We start from the raw sequence: 22,437 nt of genomic DNA, 5'->3' as shown, positions 1-22,437 counted from the left end.
ACTCTAGGCTTGGTGTCGTCGTTGGGGAGCGTGAGGGCTACGGGGCGACGGGGACCCCGGGGGAAGTGCGCGGAGGAACTGAGCTGTGGGCAAGAGAAGGCGCGTCGTCGAGCGACGGAAGAAAAGACCCGCCGTCATCGGCGGAGTGATCGCCGTGGTCGTCGGCGGCGCCGGCTTCGGCCTCTACGCGCTGTACGGCGGCGGAGCGGCCGACGCGGCGTCGTCGGGGAAGTCCGACCAGAAGCCCGTCAAGACCGGTCCGCTGTCGGCCACCGAGGTGCAGACGACGGCGCGCACCTTCCTGTCGTCCTGGCAGCAGGGCAAGGTCACCCGGGCCGCCGCCGTCACGGACGACAGCAAGGCCTGCATCAAGCTCCTGACCGGTTACACCAAGGACGCCCACGTCACGGGCGTCACCCTCACCGAGGGCACCCGCACCGGCGACAAGGTCCCGTTCTCCGTGAAGGCGACGGTGTCGTACAAGGGCGTCAGCAAGCCCCTGGCGTACGACTCGGCGTTCACCGTGATCCGCCGGACCAGCGACGGCAAGCCGGTGGTGAACTGGCACGCCGCGGTCGTCCAGCCGGACCTCGCGGACGGCGACACCCTGGTCACCGGCGAGTCCGGCACCCCGCCGATCAAGGCCCTGGACCGGGACGGCGGGGAGATCACCACCGCCAGGTACCCGTCGCTGGGGACGGTGCTCGACGGGCTGCGGGAGAAGTTCGGCAAGAAGGCCGGCGGCAAGGCCGGCGTCGAACTGCGCGTGGTGCGCGGCGCCGCGTCCGAGAAGGCGAAGCTCTCCGACAAGACGCTGCTCGAACTCAGCAAGGGCACGCCGGGCACCGTGCAGACCACGCTCAGCCCGACCCTGCAGGCGGCGGCCGAGAAGCAGGTCACCACGCAGAAGAACGCCTCGGTCGTGATGGTGCGCCCGTCGACCGGCGAGGTCCTCGCCGTCGCCAACTCCAGCCACGGTTTCAACGTGGCCTTCCAGGGCTCCCTGGCGCCCGGCTCCACGATGAAGATCATCACGTCGACGATGCTGTTCGAGAAGGGGCTCATCACCCCGGACGCCTCGCACCCCTGCCCGAAGACGTACAAGCTCGCCGGGTGGACCTTCCACAACGACGACGACTCCGAGATCAAGCAGGGCACGTTCAAGGTGAGCTTCGGCGCCTCCTGCAACAACGCCTTCATCAACTTCGCGCCCAAGCTCTCCAACAGCGACCTGACCACCGAGGCCCAGCAGGTGTACGGCCTCGGCATGAACAACTGGGCCATCGGCGTCCCCACCTTCGACGGCTCCGTGCCGGTGCAGAGCGGCGCGCAGATGGGCGCCTCGCTGATCGGGCAGGGCGGGGTGCGCATGAACCCGCTGAACATGGCGTCGGTGTCGGCCACGGTGGACACCGGCTCCTTCCACCAGCCGTACCTGGTCGCGCCGAGCGTGGACAACCGGGCGATCGCGAAGGCCTCGCGCACGATGTCGTCGAAGACGCAGGCGCAGCTGAAGGAGGTCATGCAGTACACCGCGGCGTACGGCACGGCGGCCAAGGCGATGTCGGGGCTGAGTTCGAGCTGCGGCGCCAAGACCGGCTCGGCCGAGGTGGACGGCCAGAAGAAGCCCAACGGCTGGTTCACCGCGTACTGCGGGGACTTCGCCGCGGCGGGCGTGGTCCAGGCGGGCGGGCACGGCGGCGACACGGCCGGACCGATCGTGGCGGCACTGCTGAAGCTGGGCGCGTCCCTCTAGGCGGGCCCCGAAGGGGCGCGTCAGCCGGCCACCGGGGTCGCCATGTAGGTGCGCCGGAGGAACCGCAGCAGCGCCTTCGACTCGAACTGCACCACCGACGTGCCGTGGTCGGAGTGGAACTCGACCACGGCCTGGACCCGTCCCAGCGGCCAGACCCGTACGTCACCGCTCTCCGCGGGCGCCCTGAGGCCCTGCTCCAGCAGGGCGCGGGAGAACGTCCACTCGTCCGTGCCGGGCAGACCGACGTGTACCGTCCGCGGATCGCCGTCGGGGTCGTAGCGCAGGACGACGGGCACCGCGCCGGGATCGTCCCGTGCGTCCTCGTCGGTGACGATGTGGGCTCGCGCATACTGCTCGACTACAGACATCGGACTGCCCTTTACGCTCCGTGATCTGTGCGAAAGTTGTTCATCCGCTTTCCTATCCAATGTCGCACATTTTCCCTATTGTGCTTGCGGAGACCGCTCCCGCCCTGCCTGCGGATCCTCATGTGACGAGCTTCTCGCTCTTGCAAAAGCTTCGCAATAGGACCCTAAAATCGAACCGTGCATGTACCTGACGGATTCATCGACGCCCCCACCTCGGCGGTCACCGCCGTGGTCGCGGCCGGCGCCCTCGCGGTCAGCCTGCGCGGCGCCCGCCGTGAACTCGACGAGCGCACCGCGCCGCTGGCCGGCCTGGTGGCGGCGTTCATCTTCGCCGTACAGATGCTCAACTTCCCCGTGGCGGCCGGAACAAGCGGCCATCTTCTGGGCGGGGCGCTCGCCGCGATACTCGTCGGCCCGTACACGGGCGTCCTGTGCGTGTCCGTGGTCCTCCTCATGCAGGGCATCCTGTTCGCGGACGGCGGGCTGACCGCGCTCGGCGTCAACATCACCGACATGGCGATCGTGACCACCGTGGTGGCGTACGCCGTCTTCCGCGGCCTGCTGAAGGTGCTGCCCGGCGGCCGGCGCTCGGTGACCGGCGCCGCCTTCGTCGCCGCCCTGCTCTCCGTGCCCGCCGCGGCCGTCGCCTTCACCCTCCTCTACGCGGTCGGCGGCACCACCGACGTCGCCATCGGCAAGGTGGCCGGCGCGATGATCGGCGTGCACGTCCTCATCGGCGTCGGCGAGGCCGCGATCACCGCGCTCACGGTCGGCGCGGTGATCGCCGTACGCCCCGACCTGGTGCACGGGGCGCGCGGCCTGCGACAGGGGCTCAAGCTGCGCGTGAACGGCGAACTGGTGGACGCGCCGGAGCCGACCGCGCCCGTGGCGGCGCGCACCTCCCGCCGGGCGCTGTGGATCAGCGGCCTGGCGACCTCCCTGGTGCTCGCCGGGTTCGTCAGCTACTACGCCTCCGCCAGCCCCGACGGCCTGGAGAAGGTCGCCCACGACCACGGCATCGACACGAAGGCGAAGGAGCACGCCTCGGCCGGCTCCCCGCTCGCCGACTACGGCGTCGAGGACGTCTCCGACGCCCGGCTCTCCGGCGGCCTCGCGGGCGTCATCGGGGTGGGCACGACCGTGGTCGCGGGCAGCGCGGTGTTCTGGGCGGTGCGCAGGCGCCGTACCTCCGCCCCTTCGGAGGCGGGCTGACGTGGGGGCAGGGCACGCGCACCGGCTCTACCGGCACGCGCACTCGCGCGTGCACGCGCTGCCGCCGCACACCAAACTCGCCGCCGCCCTCGGCTTCGTGGTCGTCGTGGTCTCGACCCCGCGGACGGCGATGTGGGCGTTCGCGCTGTACGCCGTGCTGCTCGCGGTCGTCGCGCAGCACGCGCGCGTGCCCGCCGGTTTCCTCCTGAGGCGGCTGCTGATCGAGGTGCCGTTCGTCGCCTTCGCGGTGCTGATGCCGTTCGTCGCGGAGGGCGCACGGACCGACGTGCTGGGCCTCTCGCTCAGCGTGAACGGCCTCTGGGGCGCCTGGAACGTGCTGGTGAAAGGCACCCTCGGCGTCGCGACCTCCGTCCTCCTGGCGGCCACCACGGAGCTGCGCGAGCTGCTCCTCGGCCTGGAGCGGCTGAGGCTGCCGCCGCTGCTCGTCCAGATCGCCTCCTTCATGATCCGCTACGGCGACGTCATCACCGACGAGATGCGCCGGATGCGGATCGCCCGGCAGTCGCGCGGCTTCGAGGCGCGGGGCGTGCGCCACTGGGGCGTGCTCGCGAAGTCCGCGGGCGCGCTGTTCATCCGCTCCTACGAACGCGGGGAACGCGTCCACCTGGCCATGGTGAGCCGTGGCTACACCGGTTCGATGCCGGTCGTCGACGAGGTGACCGCGTCCCGGGCCCAGTGGTCGTACGCCCTCGCGCTGCCGCTGTCGGCCCTTGTCGTCTGCCTGTTGGGATGGGCTCTGTGACCGCTGTTCCCGCTGTTCCCGCCTCCCCTCCCGCCTCCCTGGAGGTCTCCGGCCTCGCGTTCGCCTACCCCGACGGGCACCAGGCCCTGTTCGGCGTGGACTTCCGCGTCGCGCGCGGCGAACGGGTCGCGCTGCTCGGGCCGAACGGCGCCGGGAAGACCACCCTCGTGCTGCACCTCAACGGCATCCTGAGCGGCGGCGCGGGCACGGTGACGGTGGCCGGACTGCCCGTCGGCAAGCGGCACATGGCGGAGATCAGGCGCCGGGTCGGCATCGTCTTCCAGGACCCGGACGACCAGCTGTTCATGCCGACGGTCCGCGAGGACGTGGCGTTCGGACCGGCCGCGGCCGGCCTGAAGGGCGCGGAGCTGGAGGCACGCGTGCGTGCCGCCCTCGACCGGGTCGGCATGGGCGACTTCGCCGGACGCCCGCCGCACCACCTGTCCTTCGGGCAGCGCCGCCGGGTGGCGGTGGCGACCGTCCTCGCCATGGAGCCGGAGATCCTCGTCCTGGACGAGCCCTCCTCCAACCTCGACCCGGCGTCCCGGCGCGAACTCGCCGACATCCTGCGCTCCCTGGACGTGACGGTCCTGATGGTCACCCACGACCTGCCCTACGCCCTGGAGCTGTGCCCGCGCTCCCTGGTGCTCAGCGACGGCACGATCACCGCCGACGGGCCCACCGCCGAACTCCTCGGCGACGACGCCCTGATGCGTGCCAACCGGCTGGAACTGCCCTTCGGATTCGCCCCGCGTCCGTGACAATGGGCCCGTGACGCATCAAGAGGACGCCGGGCCGCCGCGGCTGGACGAACAGCTGTGCTTCGCGCTGTACGCCGCGCAGCGCGCCGTGACCGCCGCCTACCGCCCGCTCCTCGACGAACTCGGGCTCACCTACCCGCAGTACCTCGTGCTGCTCGTGCTGTGGGAGCGGGGCGAGACCACGGTGAAGGAGCTGGCGGAGGCGCTCCGGCTCGACTACGGCACGGTGTCGCCGCTGCTGAAGCGGCTGGAGGGGGCGGGGCTGGTGCGCAGGGAGCGCTCGGAGCGGGACGAGCGCTCGGTGCTCGTCGCGTGCACCGGGCGCGCGGAGGAACTGCGGGAGCGCGCGGCGCGCATCCCGGGCGCCCTGCTCACCACGACCGGGCTCGACGGGGCCGACGTGGCCCGGCTGCGCGAGGAGTTGCGGGAGCTCGCGGAGCGGGCGGGCCGGGCGGCGGCGCGGCCCGCGTAGCCCTCTGCTGTTACCCGCGGTTTCCACCCCCCTCCCCCTCCCAGGGCTTCCTACCGGTCGGTACCTTGTGCACGATGTGCTTGCACACTTCTGTGTTGCCCACCACTGTTTCCACCCTGGGGGAGGTCCCGCCGTGATCGAAGGCGCCACCGTCGACTCGCGTCCGACGAAGATCATGTATGTCGCCGAGGCGACCGCGCACGGCGGCCGGGACGGGTATGTCAGCAGCCAGGACGGCCAGATCGACCTCAAGGTCGCGATGCCGCCGGAGCTGGGCGGGGACGGCAACGGCACCAACCCGGAGCAGCTGTTCGCGGCCGGCTACAGCGCCTGCTTCCACAACGCGCTGATCCTCGTCGGCAACCGCGCGGGCTACGACCTGACCGGCTCCACGGTCGCCGCGAAGGTCGGCATCGGCCCCAACAAGCAGCGCGGCTACGGCCTCGCGGTCGCCCTCAGCGTCTCGCTCCCGGTGCTGGACGCGGAGATCGCGACGAAGCTGGTGGACGCCGCCCACGAGGTGTGCCCGTACTCGAACGCCACGCGCGGCAACATCGAGGTCACGATCGTGCTCGGCTGACCCCGGGCACGTGCCGCAGACCACGTCGTGGCGAGGAATCCGAGGCCCCCGCGGCCGTGTTTCCCCCACTGTCACCGGTGGGCGGGAAGGCGGAGGGATCCGGACGTGGACGTGCAGGGCACTGTGGCGGCGGGCTTCGAGCCGGTCAGGGACGCGTTCGCGAGCAACTTCGAACTGCTCGGGGACCGGGGCGCGGCGGTGGCCGTGTACCGGGACGGGCACCGGGTCGTCGACCTGTGGGGCGGCGCACGGGACTTCGACGGGGACGCCGGCGGCACACCGTGGGAACACGGCACCGCCCAGGTCGTGCGCTCGGCGACCAAGGGCGTCGCCGCCGCCGTCCTGCTGCTCCTGCACCAGCGCGGCGAGCTGGACCTGGACGCGCCGGTGGGCGACCTCTGGCCGGAGTACAAGGCGGCCGGCAAGGAGCGGACGCTGGTGCGGCACCTGCTCGCGCACCGCGCGGGCGTCCCGGTGCTGGACCGGCCGCTCACGCCCGCGGAGGCCGCCGACCCCGACCTCGGCGCGGCGGCCGTGGCGGCGCAGGCGCCGGTATGGGAGCCGGGCACCGACCACGGCTACCACGCACAGACCTACAGCTGGCTGACCGGCGAGCTGGTACGGCGGGTGACCGGGCGGAACATCGGCGAGTGGATCGCGGACGAGATCGCCGGGCCGCTCGGCGCCGGGCTGTGGCTCGGGCTGCCGGAGGCGGAGCAGGCGCGCGTGGGGCGCGTCGGGCCCGTGACGGCACCGGAGAGCGCGAGTGCGCTGCGGACCCGGCCCAAGCGGGCCGTCTCCGAGGCGTACGCCGACCCGGACTCGCTGACGCGCCGGGCGTTCGGCGCGATCAGCCCGCTCCCGGACGAGAACGACCCCGCCTACCGCGCGGCGGCCCTCCCCGCCTCCAACGGCATCGCCACCGCCGACGGCCTGGCCCGCGTCTACGCCGCCCTGATCGGCGAGGTCGACGGCGGCAGGCGGCTGTTCACCCCGGAGACCGTGGACCTGGCCCGCACCGAGCAGTCCGCCGGCCCCGACCGCGTCCTGGTGGTCTCCACCCGCTTCGGGCTCGGCTACATGCTGCACGGCAGCGCGTCCCCGCTGCTCTCCCCCGGCTCCTTCGGCCACCCGGGCCGCGGCGGCGCGCTCGCCTTCGCGGACCCCGGGTCGGGCATCGCGTTCGGCTATGTCACCAACGGCTTCCGCAAGAGCGTGACGGCGGACCCGCGGGCACAGGCGCTGGTACGCGCGGTGCGCACGGCGCTGTCGTAACCGCCGTGCGCACCCCGTGCGCACCCCGCGCCCGCTCTCGCTCTCGCTCTCGCTCTCGCTCTCGCTCTCGCTCTCGCCGCAGGCCTCTCACACGTTGATCGGGTGCGAGTGCCGCCCCGACAGCGCGTCGATCTCGCCGTGCGCCTTGGACAGCATCTGCATGGCCAGTTCGTTCAGGGCGCGGGCGCCGGCGATCTCCTCACCGACTCTCGGCTGGTTGCTGTCGGACTCGTGCCGGCTCGCGTGGCCGTGCGCCCGTACCTCGGTGCCGTCGGGCAGGCGCACCAGGGCCACCGCGCGCGTGTGCGTGTCGTCCTCCAGGAACTCCATCTCGACATGCCATCCCACAGCGGTTTTCATCATGTTCATCACGGGACCACCTCCGGAATCACTGCTTCCAGGGTGCTCCCGGAGGTCGGGGAGCCGCTACCTGCCGTCGAAGCTGGCGAAGTACGCGGCGGCCATGTCCTCGTCGGCGTGCCCCTGGGCGGCGGCGCGGGCGAAGCGTTCGGCTGCCGCCTCGGCGACGTCCAGGCGCACGCCGTGGCTCGCGCCGGCCGCGACGATCAGCCGGGCGTCCTTCCCCGCGGTGTCCACCGCGAACGACGGCGGGGTCAGCCCGCCGTCGAGGATCAGCCCGGCCTTGGCCCGCAGGTAGCCCATGTCGAGGGGCCCGCCCGCGATCAGGTCGAAGAAGCGCTGCGGGTCCACGCCGAGCCCCTGGGCCAGGGCGACCACCTCGCCGGTCGCCGCGGTGGCCGCGAGGACCCAGCTGTTGGCGACCAGCTTGAGCCGGGTCGCGGCGGCCGTCGACCCGTCGTCGCCGGTCCACACCGTGCGGGCACCGACCGCGTCGAAGACGGGCGTGACCTTCTCCCGGCCCTGCTCGGGCCCCGCGGCCAGGACGGTGAGCTGTCCGGCCTCGGCGGGCTGGCGGGTGCCGAGGACCGGGGCGTCGTAGAAGACCAGGCCGTGCTCGGCGGCGAACGCGGCCAGTTCCGGAACCTGGTCGAGGCCCGCGGTGGTCGACTGCACCCAGACGGCTCCGGGACGCAGCGCTCCGGCCGCCTCGCGCAGGGTCTCCAGGGCGGTCGCGCCGTCGTACAGCATGGTGAGGACGACGTCGGCGCCCTCGACGGCCTCGGCCGGGGTGTCGGTGACCTGGGCGCCGTCGGCCGCGAGGGGCTCGGCCTTGGCGCGGGTGCGGTTCCACGCGCGGACGGTGTGCCCGGCCTTCAGGAGGTTGCGGGCCATCGCGGCGCCCATGATGCCGGTGCCCAGCATGCCCACGGTCGGCTTGTCAGTCATGACGTCTCCCTGTCCTCGTACGTTCCGCAGCCAGCTTGGCGTACCGGGCGGCACCCGGCGCGCGGCTTCGCGCCGGAAAACGCGAGGGACCCCCGCCGAAGCAGGGGTCCCTCGATCCTCGCGGGCCCGGTCAGCCGTCGTTCTCCGACGACGGGAGGTACGCGCCGGGCACGTCGTTCGGCGCGTAGATCTTCTTGTCGCCGGGGTACGGCTTGGTCCAGTTGTGGGTCTGGTACCAGGTGTAGCGGTTCATCTGGGTGGGGTTCGCGTAGTCCGGCACCGCGTTCTTGCCGGTCAGCCGCTGGTGCGAGGCCCACGTCCGCCACTGCGCCGCGACCGTGGCCTCGGCCGCCGGGACGGAGACCGACGTCGGCGCGGCGGCGGCCTGGGCGTCCTGGGCCGCCGGGGTGTCCGAGCCGCAGGCCGGCTGCGGGTTCACGCCGAGGGTCAGCGAGGTCCGGTTGGGGACCGCCGTGAACGGGGTGTCGTCCGCCTTGCCGGTGAACGCCCCGTACATCGGGGTGGCCGCGCTGTCGAGCTGGTTCATCGGGTGGATCCCGAGGATCTGCTCGATCGTGCGGACCATGGTGATCTGCGAGTAGTAGTGGTCGTCGACCGTGCCGTGCTGGGCGTACGGGCTGATGACCTGGACCGGGGCGCGGTGGCCGTCGACGTGGTCGAGGCCGGCCTGGGAGTCGTCCTCGACGACGAAGATCGCCGAGTCCTTCCAGTACTTGCTGTGGGTGATCGTGTCGACCATGCGGCCCACCGCGAGGTCGTTGTCGGCGACCTCGGCGGCGGCGTTGGCCGGGCCGCCGGTGTGGTCGTTGGAGAACCAGAACATGTTCAGGTTCGCCGGGCCGCTCTTCTCGAAGTCCTGCTTCCAGATCTGCTCTTTGTAGATGTCCGGGACGTCGAGATCGAACAGCGGGAAGCCCTGCACCGACACGTCGTTGAGCGAGGGGATCGCCGACCCCGTCTTGATCGGGTACTGGGTCTGGGCCCCGGTCGCGGCCATGTTCTTGCTGTCGCAGTACAGGTTCTGCCAGGTCGCCCCGGCCGGCTTGCTCTCGTACGACTGGAACTCGCCGAAGTCCTTCACGGACTTGCCGGCCGCCTGCGCGCCGGTCCAGATGAACCCGGTCTTCTGGTGGCCGAGGACGTCGTTCTCGGTGTCGTAGCTGCGCGTGTACTCGCCGGCCGACGACTCGGTGTACTCCGGGTTGTCCGACTGCATCAGCCAGTTGTGGCCCTCGGCGGAGTTGGTGCCGATGTCGTAGAAGTTGTCGTACAGCCCGAACTGCTCGGCCAGCGCGTGCTGGTTGGGCGTGACGTTCTCGCCGAACTGGGTGAGCGAGGAGTTGCCGTCGCCCTGCGGCAGATCGCCGAAGACCTGGTCGTAGGTGCGGTTCTCCTTGACGAGCAGGAAGACGTGCTTGATCGTCGACGGGTCGCCGATGCGCCTCGGGACCGGGACGGCCTTCTTGTGGCTGTTGCTCCTGGCGGTCCTGACCGAGTTGGACGTCCAGCCGTTCTGCTTGAACACCTTGTTCGTCTCGGACCTGACGACCTGGTCGCTCGGCATCGTGAACCGGGTGAGGCTCGACGTGGTGTCGTGCGTGTTGTGTCCGGCCGCGTCGGGACGGAGAGCGTCGATGCCGCGGGTGTTGGCGACGACGATCTGCTTGCCGAGGGCGGTGATCCCCGACGGGAAGTAGTCGGTGGGGAGCAGGCCGACGTAGCGGGCGGGCTGCTGCGCGGAGGTGTAGCGGTAGACGGCGACGGCGTTGGCGCGGCCGAGGGTCACCAGGAGGCGGCCGTCGTCGGTGAGGGCGACCGCGTTCGGCTCGTAGCCGACGGACGCCTCGGGCCACGGCTGGGTGGAGATGGTCTGGACGACCTTGTCCTTGCGGCTGTCGATGACCGAGACGCTGTTGTCGGCGGTGTTGGTGACGAACACCGCTCCCTTGCTCGCGTACACGGCGGTCGGGTGCAGGCCGACGTCGACGGTGGAGACGGCGGCGGACGGGTCCGCGGTGTCGATGACGCTGACCGTGCCGGTGGTGCTGGCGCCGGTCTTCGGGTTCGCCACGACATCGGTGCCGTAGGAGTTGATGGTGGTGTCGCCGGCCTTGGCCGGGCGCCCGCCCTCGTTGCTGACGTAGAGCTTGCCGCCGACCAGGGCGAGACCGCGCGGGGCGTTGCCGACCGCCCACGTCTGCTTGATCGTTCCGGTCGCCGCGTCGATGGCGACCACCTTGTTCTGGCCGTTGACCGCGGAGTACACGGTGGAGCCGTCGGCGGAGAACACGGCCGCGCCCACCAGCGCCTGCTTGGAGCCGTCGGCCGCGATGGTGACGGCCGTCGGGTTGGCGAGGGTGCCGTCGGCGTTGACGGTGAACCTGGTGTACCCGTTGGCCTGGCCCAGCCACAGCTGCTTGCCGTCGGGCGAGTAGGTCGGGCCCTCCTGGCCGACCGCGCCGCTGCTGATGCGCAGGTCGTCGGCGGCGTTGGTGCCGATCTTCTGCTTGACCTGACCGGTCGCCAGGTCCACGACGACCAGGGAGGCGTCGCCGTCGGCGACCGAGGCGGCGAGACGGGTGCCGTCCGGGCTGACGACCGACGACATGATCTTGCCGTCGTTGATGACGCTGCGGGTGCCGTAGGGGTTGATGTACTGGTCGGCGGAGACCACCTGGCCGTTGGCGGTGGTCTGGCCGACCTGCTGGGTGCCGAACTGGTACGTCGAGGCGACCGCGGTGCCCGTGACGCCGAGGGCGACGGCGATACCGGCCGTCACCAGCATGGCGCGGCGGCCGACGCGGTGGCCGAAGAGGCTGAGCTGTCTTTTCTCGCTGATCCGGCGCTGGCGGGTTACCTGCACGGAACTGTTCCCTTCAGTGGGTGGTGAGCAGGTCGACGTTGCCGTCGAACTGCCACAGCGGATTCGGGGCGTCGCCGGTCGGGGTCCGCACCAGGAAGTAGCCGTTGACTTCCTTGGGACCGTCGCCGTCGGCCACGAACCGCCCGTCCGAGGTGATGTCGAGCTGGTAGACCGCCGTCCCCGTGACCGCCGTGACGCCGGGGAGGTGCCAGCTGACCACGCAACGCCAGTCGTTGCCCGCGCCCTCCTGGGCGGCCTGGCCGTCGCTCTTGGTGCACGCCGCCGTGGCGCCCAACTGCGCTTCGGTGACGGCGGGCCGGTGGAGTTCCCGGGTCTGCAGGCGGTAGAGGTGGCCGAAGACCGTGGCGAGGGACTTCTGCACCTTGTCCTGTTGGATGCCGGAGCCCGTCGAGGGGGTGGCCACGGCGACCGCGCCGACGGTGACGGCGGTCAGCGCGGCCAGCGGCAGCACGCCGAGGGTGAGCGCGCGGCGCCCGGAGCCGTCGTAGGCCGGGTTGGTGAAGTCCCGTCGTACGAACAGCACATACGCGAGGACCGTGGCGAGCACCGCCCAGGCCAGGCTCACCGCGACGGCGACGAGGAGCGGGGCGAGCTGGGCGGGGCCGGTGAACAGGCCGTTCCAGGAGATGAAGGCGTAGCCGGGCAGGGCGAGGCGGACGGCGACGGGCAGCGGCAGCATCTGGGCGACCGACATCGCGAGCGCGACGACCGGGGGCAGCAGCAGGCCCATCGGGGAGCGGCCCAGGGCGACCGAGCCGAGCAGTCCGATCGCGGCGAGGGAGAGGGTCGGGGCGAGGGCCGCGAGCCAGGCGAGCAGGACCCGTCCGGCCGCGTCGCCGGGCGACAGCAGGTGGCCGTCGAGCCCGACCAGCGGCTGGTTGCCGACCGACGCCAGCCCGCCGAGCGTGCTGGAGGCGGCCAGTCCCGCCACCAGCAGCAGGATCACGGTGAGGCTGGCCAGGGACTTCGCGACGAAGATCCGCGCGGGTGAGCGGACCGCGACCAGCAGATGGCGCCAGGTGCCGAGCCGGTCCTCGGCGGCGAACACGTCACCGGCGACCACCGACGTCAGCAGGGGCAGCGCCCAGGTGCCCGCGAAGCCGAGCAGCACCAGCGGCCCGGCCCATCCGGTGGCGTGCATCCAGCGCCCGAACAGCGTGTCGGCGGGCAGCGTGCTCTGCTGGCTGACCCCCGCGACGAACAGGCCGGGCGCGATCCAGCAGGCGAGCACCAGCAGCCGGATCCGCCACTGCGAGACCAGCTTCACCAGCTCGAAGCGGTAGCCCCGCGAGACCGGGACCCGGCGGGCGGCGGGGGCGCGTTCGGTGACGGCGGTGGCGGCGGTCGTGGCGGTCATCGGCCGGTCTCCTGCTGCTTGGTGGGCGTGGCGGTCGTCGGCCGGTCTCCCGCCGCCCGACGATCACGGCCGTCGGCCAGCCCGGTGCGGACGGTGCGGACAGTGCGCGCGGTGCGCCCGGCGCGCCCGGTCATCTGCCCGCCTCCTGCTGCTCGGTGAGGGCGAGGAACGCGGCCTCCAGCGGCGATACGACGGGGGCGAGTTCGCGGACCGCGACGTCCGCCCGTACGACCTTCGCGACGAGGTCGTCGAGGGCGGGCACCAGCGCCCGTACGACGAGCACGTCGGCGTCCTGTCGTACACCGCTGTCGTCGACGACCCGGATGCCGTCGGTGCCGGCGGCGAGCCGGCGCGCGGTCTCGGCGTCGGAGGTGCGCAGCCGGTAGTCGAGTTCACGGTTCTCGGCGGCGAGCTTGGCCAGCGGGCCGGAGAAGACGACGCGGCCGGTGGCGAGGATGGTGACCTCGGAGCAGAGCGCCTCCAGGTCGTCCATCCGGTGGCTGGAGAGCACCACGGCGGTGCCGTCGGCGGCGAGCCGGGTGAGGACGCCGTGCACGTGCCGCTTGCCGGCCGGGTCGAGGCCGTTGGAGGGCTCGTCGAGGACGAGCAGCCGGGGCCGGGTGAGCAGCGCGGCGGCGAGCCCGAGCCGCTGGCGCATGCCGAGGGAGAAGCCGCGGGTCTTGTCGTCGGCGACGGCGGTGAGCCCGACCTCGGCGAGCACGTCGTCGATACCGGTGCTCCCCGGGGTGCCCGGGGTACCCGCCGTCCCGGTGTCGAGTCCGCGCAGCCTGGCCAGCGCGGCGAGGTTCTGCCGGGCGGTGAGCGAGGGGTAGAGACCGGGCGCGTCCACGAAACCGGCGATGCCGTCGGGGGCGGCGAGCGCCCGCTCGACCGGCGTGCCCAGGATCTCCAGCCGCCCGCCGTCGGCGACGGCCAGCCCCAGCAGCAGGCCGAGCAGCGTGGTCTTGCCGGCGCCGTTCGGCCCGACCAGGCCGTGGATCTGGCCCTGCGTCACATCCAGGTCCACGGCGTCCAGCGCGACGATGTCCCCGAAGCACTTGGTGATCCCGCGGGCCCGGACCGCGTGAGGTGTGTCCATGAGTCCCATGCGTCCCTTCTTCCGCAATCCGCAGGGACTTTATGGAGAACACACATCCCGGACACAGGTGGTCGGCTGAACGCCCGGGGAACGGTTCGTCAAGGCAACGGCAAGTCCGGCGGACGGGCATCCGGCTCAAGTCCCTTACCGGCCAAGGTGGATAATCCCCGCACCACGACGCATAGCGAAGGTGAATCCGTGAACAGACCGGCCCCGCGCCTCGCCACAGTCCTCTACGCGGTCGCCGCGACCTGCGGTGTCGTCGGCGCCCTGCTGTGGGTACGCGGACAGACCGGCTCGACGGCCAGGATCTACGGGGACTACCTGGCGGCCGACAGCTACTCGCCGTCCGCCTGGCGGGTCTGGTCCCCTGCGGTACCCGAAGCCCGCCTCGGCCTGTACCTCGTCGTGGCCGCACTGGTCTCGGCCCGGCGCGACTGAGGAGGCCGGCGCACGGCTACCCGGAGTGCAGCATCAGCCCGATCCCGACCACCAGCAACCCGGCCGCCGCGATCCTGGGCGCTCCGAACCGCTCCTTGAAGAAGACCGCCCCGATGGCGGCCCCGACGATGATCGACGACTCGCGCAGCGCGGCGACCGGGGCGAGTTCGGCGCGGGTCTGGGCCCACAGGACCAGGCCGTAGGCGAAGACGGACAGGAGCGCGCCGGAGAGTCCCAGGGCCGCGAACGGGCGGGCCGCGGCGAGGAGTTCCCCGCGTCTGCGGTACAGGGCGTACGCGGGGATCGCGAGGCCCTGGAGGGCCATCAGCCAGGCGATGTAGCCGACGGAGGATCCCGAGGCCCGCACGCCGAGGCCGTCGAGGACGGTGTACGCGGCGATCGTCAGGCCGGTGGCGAGCGCGGCGCCGATCGCCGTCCAGTCGGGGCGCCGGCCGCGCAGCCCCCACAGGGCGACGCCGGTGAGCCCGGCGCAGGACACGGCGATGCCCGCGGCTGCCGGGGCGTCGGGCACCTCGTGCGCGAACACGGCCGCGAAGAGCGTGACGAGGAGCGGCGCGGTGCCGCGCGCGATCGGGTACGCCTGCCCGAAGTCGCCGAGCCGGAAGGAGAGCATCAGCAGCGCGAAGTAGGCGACGTGGACGACGGCCGAGGCGGTCAGGTACGGCCATGCGCCCGCCGCCGGAACCGCGGTGAACGGCATCAGCAGCAGCCCGATCAGCACGCCGCCACCGGCGATCAGCGAGGAGCCGACGAGTTTGTCGGTGATCCGGTGGGCGATCGCGTTCCAGCCGGCGTGCGTGACCGCGGCGAGCAAAACGGCCGCGGTGACCGCCGGGGTCACGCCGTGGGCTCGCGTACGTCCACGACGGTGGCGCCGGCGTGCTCCACGAGGGCGGCGGGGGCGATCGGGAAGACGGCGTGCGGGTTGCCTGCGGCGGCCCACACCACGTCGTGGCGGAGCAGCGCCCGGTCGGCGAGGACGCGGGTGCGGGTGCGGTGCCCGAAGGGCGGTACGCCGCCGATGGCGTACCCGGTCGTCTCGCGTACGACGTCCGCCTTGGCCCGGGTCACCTTCGCGGCGCCGAGTTCCTTGCGGACGAGTTCCACGTCGACCCGGGAGGCGCCGTCCATCAGCACCAGCACGGGCACCCCGTCGGCCGCGAAGATCAGGGACTTGCAGATCTCGCTCAGTTCGCAGCCGACCGCGGCGGCAGCCTCGGCGGCGGTACGGGTGGCGTCCGGGAACCGCCGGATCCGCGAGGTCAGTTCCCCGAGGCCCAGCTCCTCCAGGGCGGCGGCGAAACGAGGATGGGCTCCGGAGCCCTGGGCGTCGGCGTCAGTGGCGGCTGTCGTCATGGGGGCACGCTAACGGGGCGGGGGAAGGTGCGGCGAGTGGTTAAGTGCGCGATACACGAGGAAGCCGGCGGGACACGAGGAAGCCGGTGAGGCACGACGAAGCCGGCGGGGCACGAGGAAGCCGGTGAGGGCGCCCCGTCCCCACGGACCCTCACCGGCGGTCTGTCACGAGCCGTACGTCAGACGCGTACGAGCTCCCGGTCCTCGTCGTCCTGGCCGGCGTTGTCGTCGGACAGGGCGCGCAGGCCCTCGCCCTCGACGTCGACGTTGGGCAGCGCCCGGTCCAGCCACTTCGGCAGCCACCAGGCGCGCTTGCCGAGCAGGGCGAGCACCGCCGGGACGATCGCCATGCGGACGACGAACGCGTCGAAGAAGACGGCGATGGCGAGACCGAAGCCGATCATCTTGATCATCGACTCGCCGGCGGTGATGAAGCCGCTGAAGACGGCGATCATGATGACCGCGGCGGCGGCCACGACCCGCGCGCTGTGCCGGAAGCCGGTCACCACGGCCTGGCCGGGCGTCTCGCCGTGGACGTACGCCTCCCGCATCCGGGTCACGAGGAACACCTCGTAGTCCATGGCGAGACCGAAGACCACGCCCACCATGAAGATCGGCATCATCGACATGATCGGGCCGGTCTGCTCGACGCCGAGCAGGCTGGCGAGCCAGCCCCACTGGAAGACCGCGACGACGGCGCCGAGCGCGGCGAGCACGCTGAGCAGGAAGCCGAGGGCCGCCTTCAGCGGGACCAGGATGGAGCGGAAGACCGCGATCAGGAGGAGGAAGGCGAGGCCGACGACCAGCGCCAGGTACGGGACCAGCGCGTCGTTGAGCTTCTGCGAGAAGTCGATGTTCATCGCGGTGGTGCCGGTGACCAGGACCCGCGCGCCGGTGTCGGCCTTGACGTCGGCGCCCTGGTCGCGGATGGCGTGCACCAGGTCCTCGGTCTGTGCGGAGGACGGCTTGGAGTCCGGGATCACCGTGATCGTGGCGGTGTCACCGGCTTTGTTGAACGCCGCCGGGGTCACCGTCACGACGTCCTTGAGGCCCTTGATGTCGTCGGCCACCCTGGTGGCCGCGGCCTTGGGGGTGTCGCTGTCCTTCGCGTCGACCACGATCATCAGCGGCCCGTTGAAGCCCGGGCCGAAGCCCTCCGACAGCAGGTCGTAGGCGCGGCGCTGGGTCGTGGACGTGGGCTGCGAGCCGTCGTCGGGCAGGCCCAGTTCGAGCTGGGTGGCGGGGAGGGCGATCGCGCCGAGACCGGCCACGCCGAGCAGCAGTACGGCCGCCGGGCGGCGGACCACGAAGCTCGCCCAGCGGGCGCCGAGGCCGGGCTTGTCCGGCTGGGCGGCACGGGTGCGCGTCCGGCGCTTCTCGCCCGCGGCCCTGACCCGGCGGCCCGCGTAGCCGAGCATCGCCGGGATCATGGTGAGGGCGATGAGGACGGAGACCACGACCGTGCCCGCCGCAGCGAGGCCCATCTTCGTCAGCATCGGCACGCCGACGACCGAGAGGCCCGCGAGCGCGATCACGACCGTGAGGCCCGCGAAGACCACCGCCGAGCCCGCCGTGCCGGCGGCGCGGCCGACCGCCTCCTCGCGGTCGCGGCCCTCGGCCAGCTCGCTGCGGTAGCGGGAGACGATGAACAGCGCGTAGTCGATGCCGACCGCGAGGCCGATCATCAGCGCCAGGGTGGACGTGGTGTCACCGAGGTCGAGCGTCTTGGCGAGGGCGGTGATGGTGGAGACGCCGATGCCGACGCCGATGATCGCCGTCAGCAGCGGCAGTCCGGCCGCGACCAGCGAGCCCAGGGTGACGACGAGGACGACGGCGGCGATGGCGAGCCCGATGGCCTCACCGGCGCCGCCCGCGTCGGCTCCGGCCTGGAGCGCGTCGCCGCCGACCTCGACGGTCAGCCCGGCCTTCTCGGCGTCGTGCCCGGCCGCCTCCAGCGCGTCGCGGGAGGAGTCCTTGAGTTCGGTGCCGGAGACGTCGTAGCGGACCGAGGCGTAGGCGACCGTGCCGTCCTTGCTGACGGCGTGCTGCTGGTAGGGGTCGGTGACGGAGGTGACCTCGGAGCCGTCGCCCAGTTCCTTCAGGGTCTTCTTGACGGCGGTCTTGTTGAGCTTGTCCGTCACCTTCTCGCCGGCCGGCGCCTTGAAGACGACCCGCGCGGTGGCGCCGTCGGAGCTGGAACCGGGGAAGCGCTGGTCCAGCAGGTCGAAGGCCTTCTGCGCCTCGGTGCCGGGGATCGAGAACGAGCTGGAGCCGGCCGCGGGGGCGGAGGCTGCGGCGACGCCGGCGAGGGTCAGCAGCGCCACCCATATGAGGGCGACGAAGTGCCGTCGCCGAAAGGCGAACCGGCCCAGTTTGTAGAGAAACGTGGCCACGAGGGCGTACTCCCGGTCAGGTCGTGGGGTTTTCGGGGCAGGGGTGATCGGCCTGGTGGGTGGCAGGCATGATCGGCCCGACGACGTGAGCGGAGACGTCAGGTGGGCTGGCTGCGGGGAGGGGTCAGCAGGTGGGTGCGCCGAGGGCGGGAAGCACCACGGCGTCGATGTACGACAGCAGGAAGGCCTGGGTGGGCGGCTGCTCGTCGATGAGCGAGCGGGCGGCGAACCCACCGATCATCATGTGCATCACGAAGTTGATCGCGGGGTTGTCCGCACGGACCTCGCCGCGGTCGATCGCCCGTTGCAGCACCTGGCGGAACTGGGCCATCTCGGGCTCGATCAGATGCTCCTTGAACGCCTGCAGGAGGTCCGGGTTGCCGTGGACCGCCATGGCGAGGCCACGCATCAACGCGGAGTTCTGCTCCATCTCGCAGTCGTCCGAGCGCATCGTGAGGGTGTGCAGGTCACCCCGGAGCGACCCGGTGTCGATCTCACCGAGCGAGCCTCCCGGCTTCTGGTACCGCACCGCTCTGGCCACCAGCTCGGCCTTGCCGCCCCACTGGCGGTAGAGGGTCGCCTTGCTGGACTTGGTGCGGGCGGCGACGGCGTCCATGGTGAGGGCGTCGTAACCGACCTCACGGAGCAGGTCGAGCACGGCCTCGTACAGCTCGGCCTCACGCTCGGGCGTGATCCGACTGCGACGCGCCGTTGCGACCTCAGTCATGCCACTCACCCTTCACCGCTCCATCAGTACCTTCGTGTGTACATCTCGAAGATACCCCGCGATCTACAGAAACGAAACCGTTTCGTACGTGTGCTGTCTCACGTGGCTGAGAAATCCGTGAGTTCCCACGAGTTGCTGGCCCTGCGCCCCCGGAAAAGCATGGGGAGGTGAGCTATCTGCGCCTGCCGCATCTCAGCGGCGACCTGTTGTGCTTCGTGGCCGAGGACGACCTCTGGCTGACCTCGCTCGACGCCCCGGGCCGCGCCTGGCGGCTCACCGTCGACCGCACCAAAGTGGGTCATCCTCGCTTCTCCCCCGACGGCCGCCGGATCGCGTACACGAGCTGGCGGAGCCTGGTGCCCGAGATCCACCTGGTCGACGCCGACGGCGGCCCCGGCCGGCAGCTGACGTACTGGGGCAGCGCCGACACCCAGGTGTGCGGCTGGACGCCCCCGGACAGGGACGGCACGGCGGACATCCTGGCGGTCGCCTCGCACGGGCAGCCCTTCTCCTATTTCACCTGGGCCTACAAGGTGTCCCCGGACGGCGACCCGGGCCGCAAGCTGCCCTGGGGGCCGGTCGCCGACATCCAGGTCGCCGACATCGCCGGCGAACGCAGGACCCTGCTGCTCACCGGTACCCCGCCGCACGAACCGGCCGGCTGGAAGCGCTACCGGGGCGGCGCCATGGGCCGGCTGTGGCTGCACGGGCAGCGGCTGCTCGACGGCATCGGCGGCCATCTGGACTCCCCGATGTTCGTCGGCGGCCGGATCGCCTTCCTCTCCGACCACGAGGGCGTCGGCAACCTCTACTCCTGTACCTACGACGGCTCCGACCTGCGCCGGCACACCGACCACGACGCCTTCTACGCCCGGCACGCCGCCAGCGACGGGACGCGCGTGGTCTACCAGTGCGCGGGCGACCTCTGGCTCGTCGACGACCTCGGCCCGGACGCGACACCCCGCCGGCTCGACGTACGGCTCTCCGGGCCCCGGGCCGGGCGCCGCCCCTACCAGGTGCCGGCCGCCCAGCACGTCGACGGCGTCTCCGTCGACGAGACGGGACGGGCCGGCGCCGTCGTCGTACGCGGCAGCCTGTACTGGCTCACCCACCGCGACGGCCCGGCCCGCACCATCGCCGACACCCCGGGGGTGCGGGTACGGCTCCCGGAGATGCTCGGCTCGACCGGGCAGATCGCGTACGTCACCGACGCCGGCGGCGAGGACGCCGTCGAGATCGCCCACCTGCCCCGGGCGACCGGCGCCCGCCCACCGCGCCGCCTTGCCTGCGGGAAGCTGGGCCGGGTGCTCGAACTGGTCTCCGACCCGCTGGGCGAGCGGCTGGCGGTGGCGGCACACGACGGCCGGCTGCTGCTCATCGACGCGACCGAGGAGGTGGGCGACGTTGACGAGGTTGCGGGTATTGACGGGGTTGCGGGTGTTGACGGAGTCGCGGGTGTTGACGGGGTTGACAGCGCCGAGGCTTCCGATGCCGTCAACGTTGACCCTGTTGATCCTGTTGACCATGTTGATGGTGCGGGGTCCGACGACGTGGTCACCGAGTTGATCCAGTCGGTCAACGGACCCGTCCGTGATCTGGCCTTCTCACCGGACGGGTCATGGTTGACCTGGTCGCATCCGGGCATCGGCCGTTCGCTGCGGCAGATCAAGATGGCCCGCATCAGCGACCGGCTCGTCATCGACGTCACCAACGGCCGCTTCGAGGACGAGAACCCGGTCTTCACCCGCGACGGCCGCTACCTCGCCTTCCTGTCCTGGCGCGGCTTCGACCCGGTGTACGACGTACACACCGGCGACCTGTCCTTCCCGCTCGGCTGCCGCCCCTACCTGGTCCCGCTCTCCTCGGCGACCCCCTCCCCGTTCGCCCTCAACCCGGACGGGCGGCCGGCCGCCGGCGGCCTGGACCCCGTCGAGGACGAGGAGCCCGGCGAGGGCGGCGCCGTGACGGTCGAGGTGGAGGGCCTGGAGAGCAGGGTCACCCCCTTCCCGGTCACCGCCTCCAAGTACTCGGCGCTGTACCCGGTCGCGGGCGGCGGCCTGGTCTGGCTGCGCTGGCCGATCTCGGGCGCGCTGGGCGAGACCTTCGTCAACCCGGCCGACACCAGCGGGCGGCCGACCCTGGAGTACTTCAACATCAGCAAGGCGAAAAAGTCCGAACTCGTGGACCATCTCGACTGGTTCACGGTCAGCGGCGACGGCAGCCGGCTGGTCGTGGTCGACGAGGGCGAGCTGCGGGCCGTGCCGTCGACCGAGTCCGGCGACGGCGACACGACCGTCTGGATCGACCTGCGCCGCATCCTCCACGAGGTCGACCCGCCCGCCGAGTGGCGCCAGTCGTACGCCGAGGCCGGCCGCCTCATCCGCGACTACTTCTGGGACCCCGGGATGTGCGGCATCGACTGGGACGGGGTGCTCGACCAGTACCGCCCGCTGGTCGAACGGGTCGCCTCCCCCGACGACTTCGCCGACCTCCTCCGCGAGGTCCTCGGCGAGCTGGGCACCTCGCACGCCTACGTCACCCCGGCCCGGCGCAACGAGGGACCGCCGCACTACCAGCGCCTCCAGGGCCTGCTCGGCGCCAACTTCGTACGCCGGGACGGCGGCTGGGCGGTCAAGCGGATCCTGCCGGGCGACTCCTCGGACTCCAAGGCGCGTTCCCCGCTGGCCGGCACCGGCATCCGGGAGGGCGCGGTCCTCACCCACGTCGACGGCAGACCGGTGGACCCGGTGACCGGGCCGTTCCCGCTGCTCGCGGGGGCGGGGGCCACGACGGTGGAGTTGACGTTCACCCCGGGCGAGGGCGAGTCGGGGCCGCCGCGCCGGGTCGCCGTCCTCCCGCTGATCGACGAACGGCCGCTGCGCTACCAGGACTGGGTGGCCAAACGCCGTGAGGTGGTACGGGAGATGAGCGGCGGCAAGTGCGGCTACCTGCACATCCCGGACATGGGCGGCTCGGGCTGGGCCCAGTTCAACCGCGACCTGCGGATGGAGGTCTCCCGGCCGGCGCTCATCGTGGACGTGCGCGGCAACGCGGGCGGGCACATCAGCGAACTCGTGGTGGAGCAGCTCACCCGGACCATCCTCGGCTGGGACCTGACGAGGAACGCGCAGCCGGTGTCGTACGCCTCCAACGCCCCGCGCGGCCCGATCGTCGCGCTCGCCGACGAGGCGACCTCCTCCGACGGCGACATGATCACGGCCGCGATCAAGCTGCTGAAGCTGGGGCCGGTCGTCGGGCAGCGCACCTGGGGCGGAGTGGTCGGCATGACCGGCCGCCACCGCCTGGGCGACGGCACGGTGATCACGGTGCCGATGAACGCGGCCTGGTTCGAGGACTACGGCTGGTCCGTCGAGAACCACGGCGTCGCCCCCGACATCGAGGTCCTGCGCACCCCGATGGACTGGGCGGAGGGCCGCCACGTCGAGATGGACGACGCCATCCAACTGGCCCTGGACCTCATGACCGACCACCCCGCAGCAATCCCCCCGGACCACAGCGAAGTCCCGAACCGATCCCGCCCAAAGCTTCCCCCGAGAAACGCCCCGCAGTGAGCGCCCCGCAAGGGGCGCGGGGAACTGCGCGACAAGCCCCCACCCACCCGCACCCGGCCCCCACCGCCACC

The 22,437-nt window shown here is 71.9% G+C and carries 20 protein-coding genes; 9 read left to right on the top strand and 11 right to left on the bottom strand.

Annotated elements, in window-relative coordinates; all coding sequences use genetic code 11:
* The first annotated feature begins 85 nt into the window (after positions 1–85).
* On the top strand, positions 86–1,756 hold the full coding sequence (locus AB0D74_RS35635; protein ID WP_362596140.1) for a penicillin-binding transpeptidase domain-containing protein: 1,671 nt from the start codon (positions 86–88) through the stop codon (positions 1,754–1,756).
* Between the two features lie 20 nt (positions 1,757–1,776).
* On the opposite strand, the gene AB0D74_RS35630 is transcribed toward AB0D74_RS35635, so the two are convergent.
* Positions 1,777–2,124 (bottom strand): SsgA family sporulation/cell division regulator, encoded by a 348-nt coding sequence (locus tag AB0D74_RS35630; RefSeq protein ID WP_362596138.1) that lies wholly within the window; start codon positions 2,122–2,124, stop codon positions 1,777–1,779.
* 177 nt (positions 2,125–2,301) lie between these two features.
* Between AB0D74_RS35630 and AB0D74_RS35625 the strand changes: the two genes are divergently transcribed.
* From AB0D74_RS35625 to AB0D74_RS35600, 6 genes are all read left to right on the top strand, one after another.
* Positions 2,302–3,336, top strand: a complete 1,035-nt coding sequence (locus AB0D74_RS35625; RefSeq protein WP_362596135.1) for an energy-coupling factor ABC transporter permease — start codon at positions 2,302–2,304, stop codon at positions 3,334–3,336.
* Between the two features lies 1 nt (position 3,337).
* On the top strand, positions 3,338–4,099 hold the full coding sequence (cbiQ, locus tag AB0D74_RS35620; RefSeq protein ID WP_362596133.1) for a cobalt ECF transporter T component CbiQ: 762 nt from the start codon (positions 3,338–3,340) through the stop codon (positions 4,097–4,099).
* Complete coding sequence (locus AB0D74_RS35615) at positions 4,087–4,860, top strand: ABC transporter ATP-binding protein (protein WP_362596131.1); 774 nt, start codon at positions 4,087–4,089, stop codon at positions 4,858–4,860. The genes cbiQ and AB0D74_RS35615 overlap by 13 nt, the downstream gene beginning before the upstream one ends.
* Before the next feature lie 10 nt (positions 4,861–4,870).
* Positions 4,871–5,332: a MarR family transcriptional regulator gene (locus AB0D74_RS35610; RefSeq protein ID WP_362596129.1), complete on the top strand. Its 462-nt coding sequence runs from the start codon at positions 4,871–4,873 to the stop codon at positions 5,330–5,332.
* A 175-nt stretch (positions 5,333–5,507) separates the two neighbouring features.
* The gene (locus tag AB0D74_RS35605) at positions 5,508–5,912 is read left to right on the top strand and encodes an organic hydroperoxide resistance protein (protein WP_362596291.1); all 405 of its coding nucleotides are present in this window, start codon (positions 5,508–5,510) and stop codon (positions 5,910–5,912) included.
* 105 nt (positions 5,913–6,017) lie between these two features.
* A complete protein-coding gene (locus tag AB0D74_RS35600; protein WP_362596127.1) occupies positions 6,018–7,187 on the top strand; it encodes a serine hydrolase domain-containing protein in 1,170 nt (389 codons plus the stop codon).
* 87 nt (positions 7,188–7,274) lie between these two features.
* Here the strand turns inward: AB0D74_RS35600 and AB0D74_RS35595 are convergent, their stop codons facing one another.
* The 6 genes from AB0D74_RS35595 to AB0D74_RS35570 all read right to left on the bottom strand — a co-directional run bounded on the left by AB0D74_RS35595 (position 7,275) and on the right by AB0D74_RS35570 (position 13,856).
* The gene (locus AB0D74_RS35595; protein WP_362596289.1) at positions 7,275–7,550 is read right to left on the bottom strand and encodes a DUF1876 domain-containing protein; all 276 of its coding nucleotides are present in this window, start codon (positions 7,548–7,550) and stop codon (positions 7,275–7,277) included.
* A 63-nt stretch (positions 7,551–7,613) separates the two neighbouring features.
* A complete protein-coding gene (locus AB0D74_RS35590) occupies positions 7,614–8,495 on the bottom strand; it encodes an NAD(P)-dependent oxidoreductase (protein WP_362596125.1) in 882 nt (293 codons plus the stop codon).
* Positions 8,496–8,625: 130 nt separating this feature from the next.
* Positions 8,626–11,379: a bifunctional YncE family protein/alkaline phosphatase family protein gene (locus tag AB0D74_RS35585; RefSeq protein WP_362596123.1), complete on the bottom strand. Its 2,754-nt coding sequence runs from the start codon at positions 11,377–11,379 to the stop codon at positions 8,626–8,628.
* 13 nt (positions 11,380–11,392) lie between these two features.
* Positions 11,393–12,757 carry an ABC transporter permease gene (locus tag AB0D74_RS35580; RefSeq protein WP_362596121.1) on the bottom strand — a complete coding sequence of 455 codons (1,365 nt, stop codon included), beginning with the start codon at positions 12,755–12,757 and terminating at the stop codon, positions 11,393–11,395.
* Entirely contained in the window at positions 12,754–12,891 is a 138-nt protein-coding gene (locus AB0D74_RS35575; protein ID WP_362596119.1) for a hypothetical protein, read from the bottom strand. The genes AB0D74_RS35580 and AB0D74_RS35575 overlap by 4 nt, the downstream gene beginning before the upstream one ends.
* Complete coding sequence (locus tag AB0D74_RS35570; RefSeq protein WP_362596287.1) at positions 12,888–13,856, bottom strand: ABC transporter ATP-binding protein; 969 nt, start codon at positions 13,854–13,856, stop codon at positions 12,888–12,890. The genes AB0D74_RS35575 and AB0D74_RS35570 overlap by 4 nt, the downstream gene beginning before the upstream one ends.
* 198 nt (positions 13,857–14,054) lie before the next feature.
* Between AB0D74_RS35570 and AB0D74_RS35565 the strand changes: the two genes are divergently transcribed.
* Positions 14,055–14,297 (top strand): hypothetical protein, encoded by a 243-nt coding sequence (locus AB0D74_RS35565; RefSeq protein ID WP_362596117.1) that lies wholly within the window; start codon positions 14,055–14,057, stop codon positions 14,295–14,297.
* A 16-nt stretch (positions 14,298–14,313) separates the two neighbouring features.
* On the opposite strand, the gene AB0D74_RS35560 is transcribed toward AB0D74_RS35565, so the two are convergent.
* The 4 genes from AB0D74_RS35560 to AB0D74_RS35545 all read right to left on the bottom strand — a co-directional run bounded on the left by AB0D74_RS35560 (position 14,314) and on the right by AB0D74_RS35545 (position 18,794).
* Positions 14,314–15,159 carry an EamA family transporter gene (locus tag AB0D74_RS35560; RefSeq protein WP_362596115.1) on the bottom strand — a complete coding sequence of 282 codons (846 nt, stop codon included), beginning with the start codon at positions 15,157–15,159 and terminating at the stop codon, positions 14,314–14,316.
* Positions 15,156–15,674: a YbaK/EbsC family protein gene (locus AB0D74_RS35555; RefSeq protein WP_362596113.1), complete on the bottom strand. Its 519-nt coding sequence runs from the start codon at positions 15,672–15,674 to the stop codon at positions 15,156–15,158. Before AB0D74_RS35555 ends, AB0D74_RS35560 begins: the two co-directional genes overlap by 4 nt.
* 179 nt (positions 15,675–15,853) lie before the next feature.
* Positions 15,854–18,067, bottom strand: a complete 2,214-nt coding sequence (locus AB0D74_RS35550; protein WP_362596111.1) for an MMPL family transporter — start codon at positions 18,065–18,067, stop codon at positions 15,854–15,856.
* Positions 18,068–18,191: 124 nt separating this feature from the next.
* On the bottom strand, positions 18,192–18,794 hold the full coding sequence (locus tag AB0D74_RS35545; protein ID WP_362596109.1) for a TetR/AcrR family transcriptional regulator: 603 nt from the start codon (positions 18,792–18,794) through the stop codon (positions 18,192–18,194).
* Positions 18,795–18,961: 167 nt separating this feature from the next.
* On the opposite strand from AB0D74_RS35545, the gene AB0D74_RS35540 reads away from it, so the two are divergent.
* Positions 18,962–22,366 carry a S41 family peptidase gene (locus tag AB0D74_RS35540; RefSeq protein WP_362596107.1) on the top strand — a complete coding sequence of 1,135 codons (3,405 nt, stop codon included), beginning with the start codon at positions 18,962–18,964 and terminating at the stop codon, positions 22,364–22,366.
* The last annotated feature ends 71 nt before the right edge of the window (positions 22,367–22,437 follow it).

The organism is Streptomyces sp. NPDC048278 (assembly GCF_040652195.1).
Lineage (GTDB): Bacteria > Actinomycetota > Actinomycetes > Streptomycetales > Streptomycetaceae > Streptomyces.
Note: the sequence above shows the minus strand (reverse complement) of the source record. Positions and strands in the feature narration are given on the sequence as shown.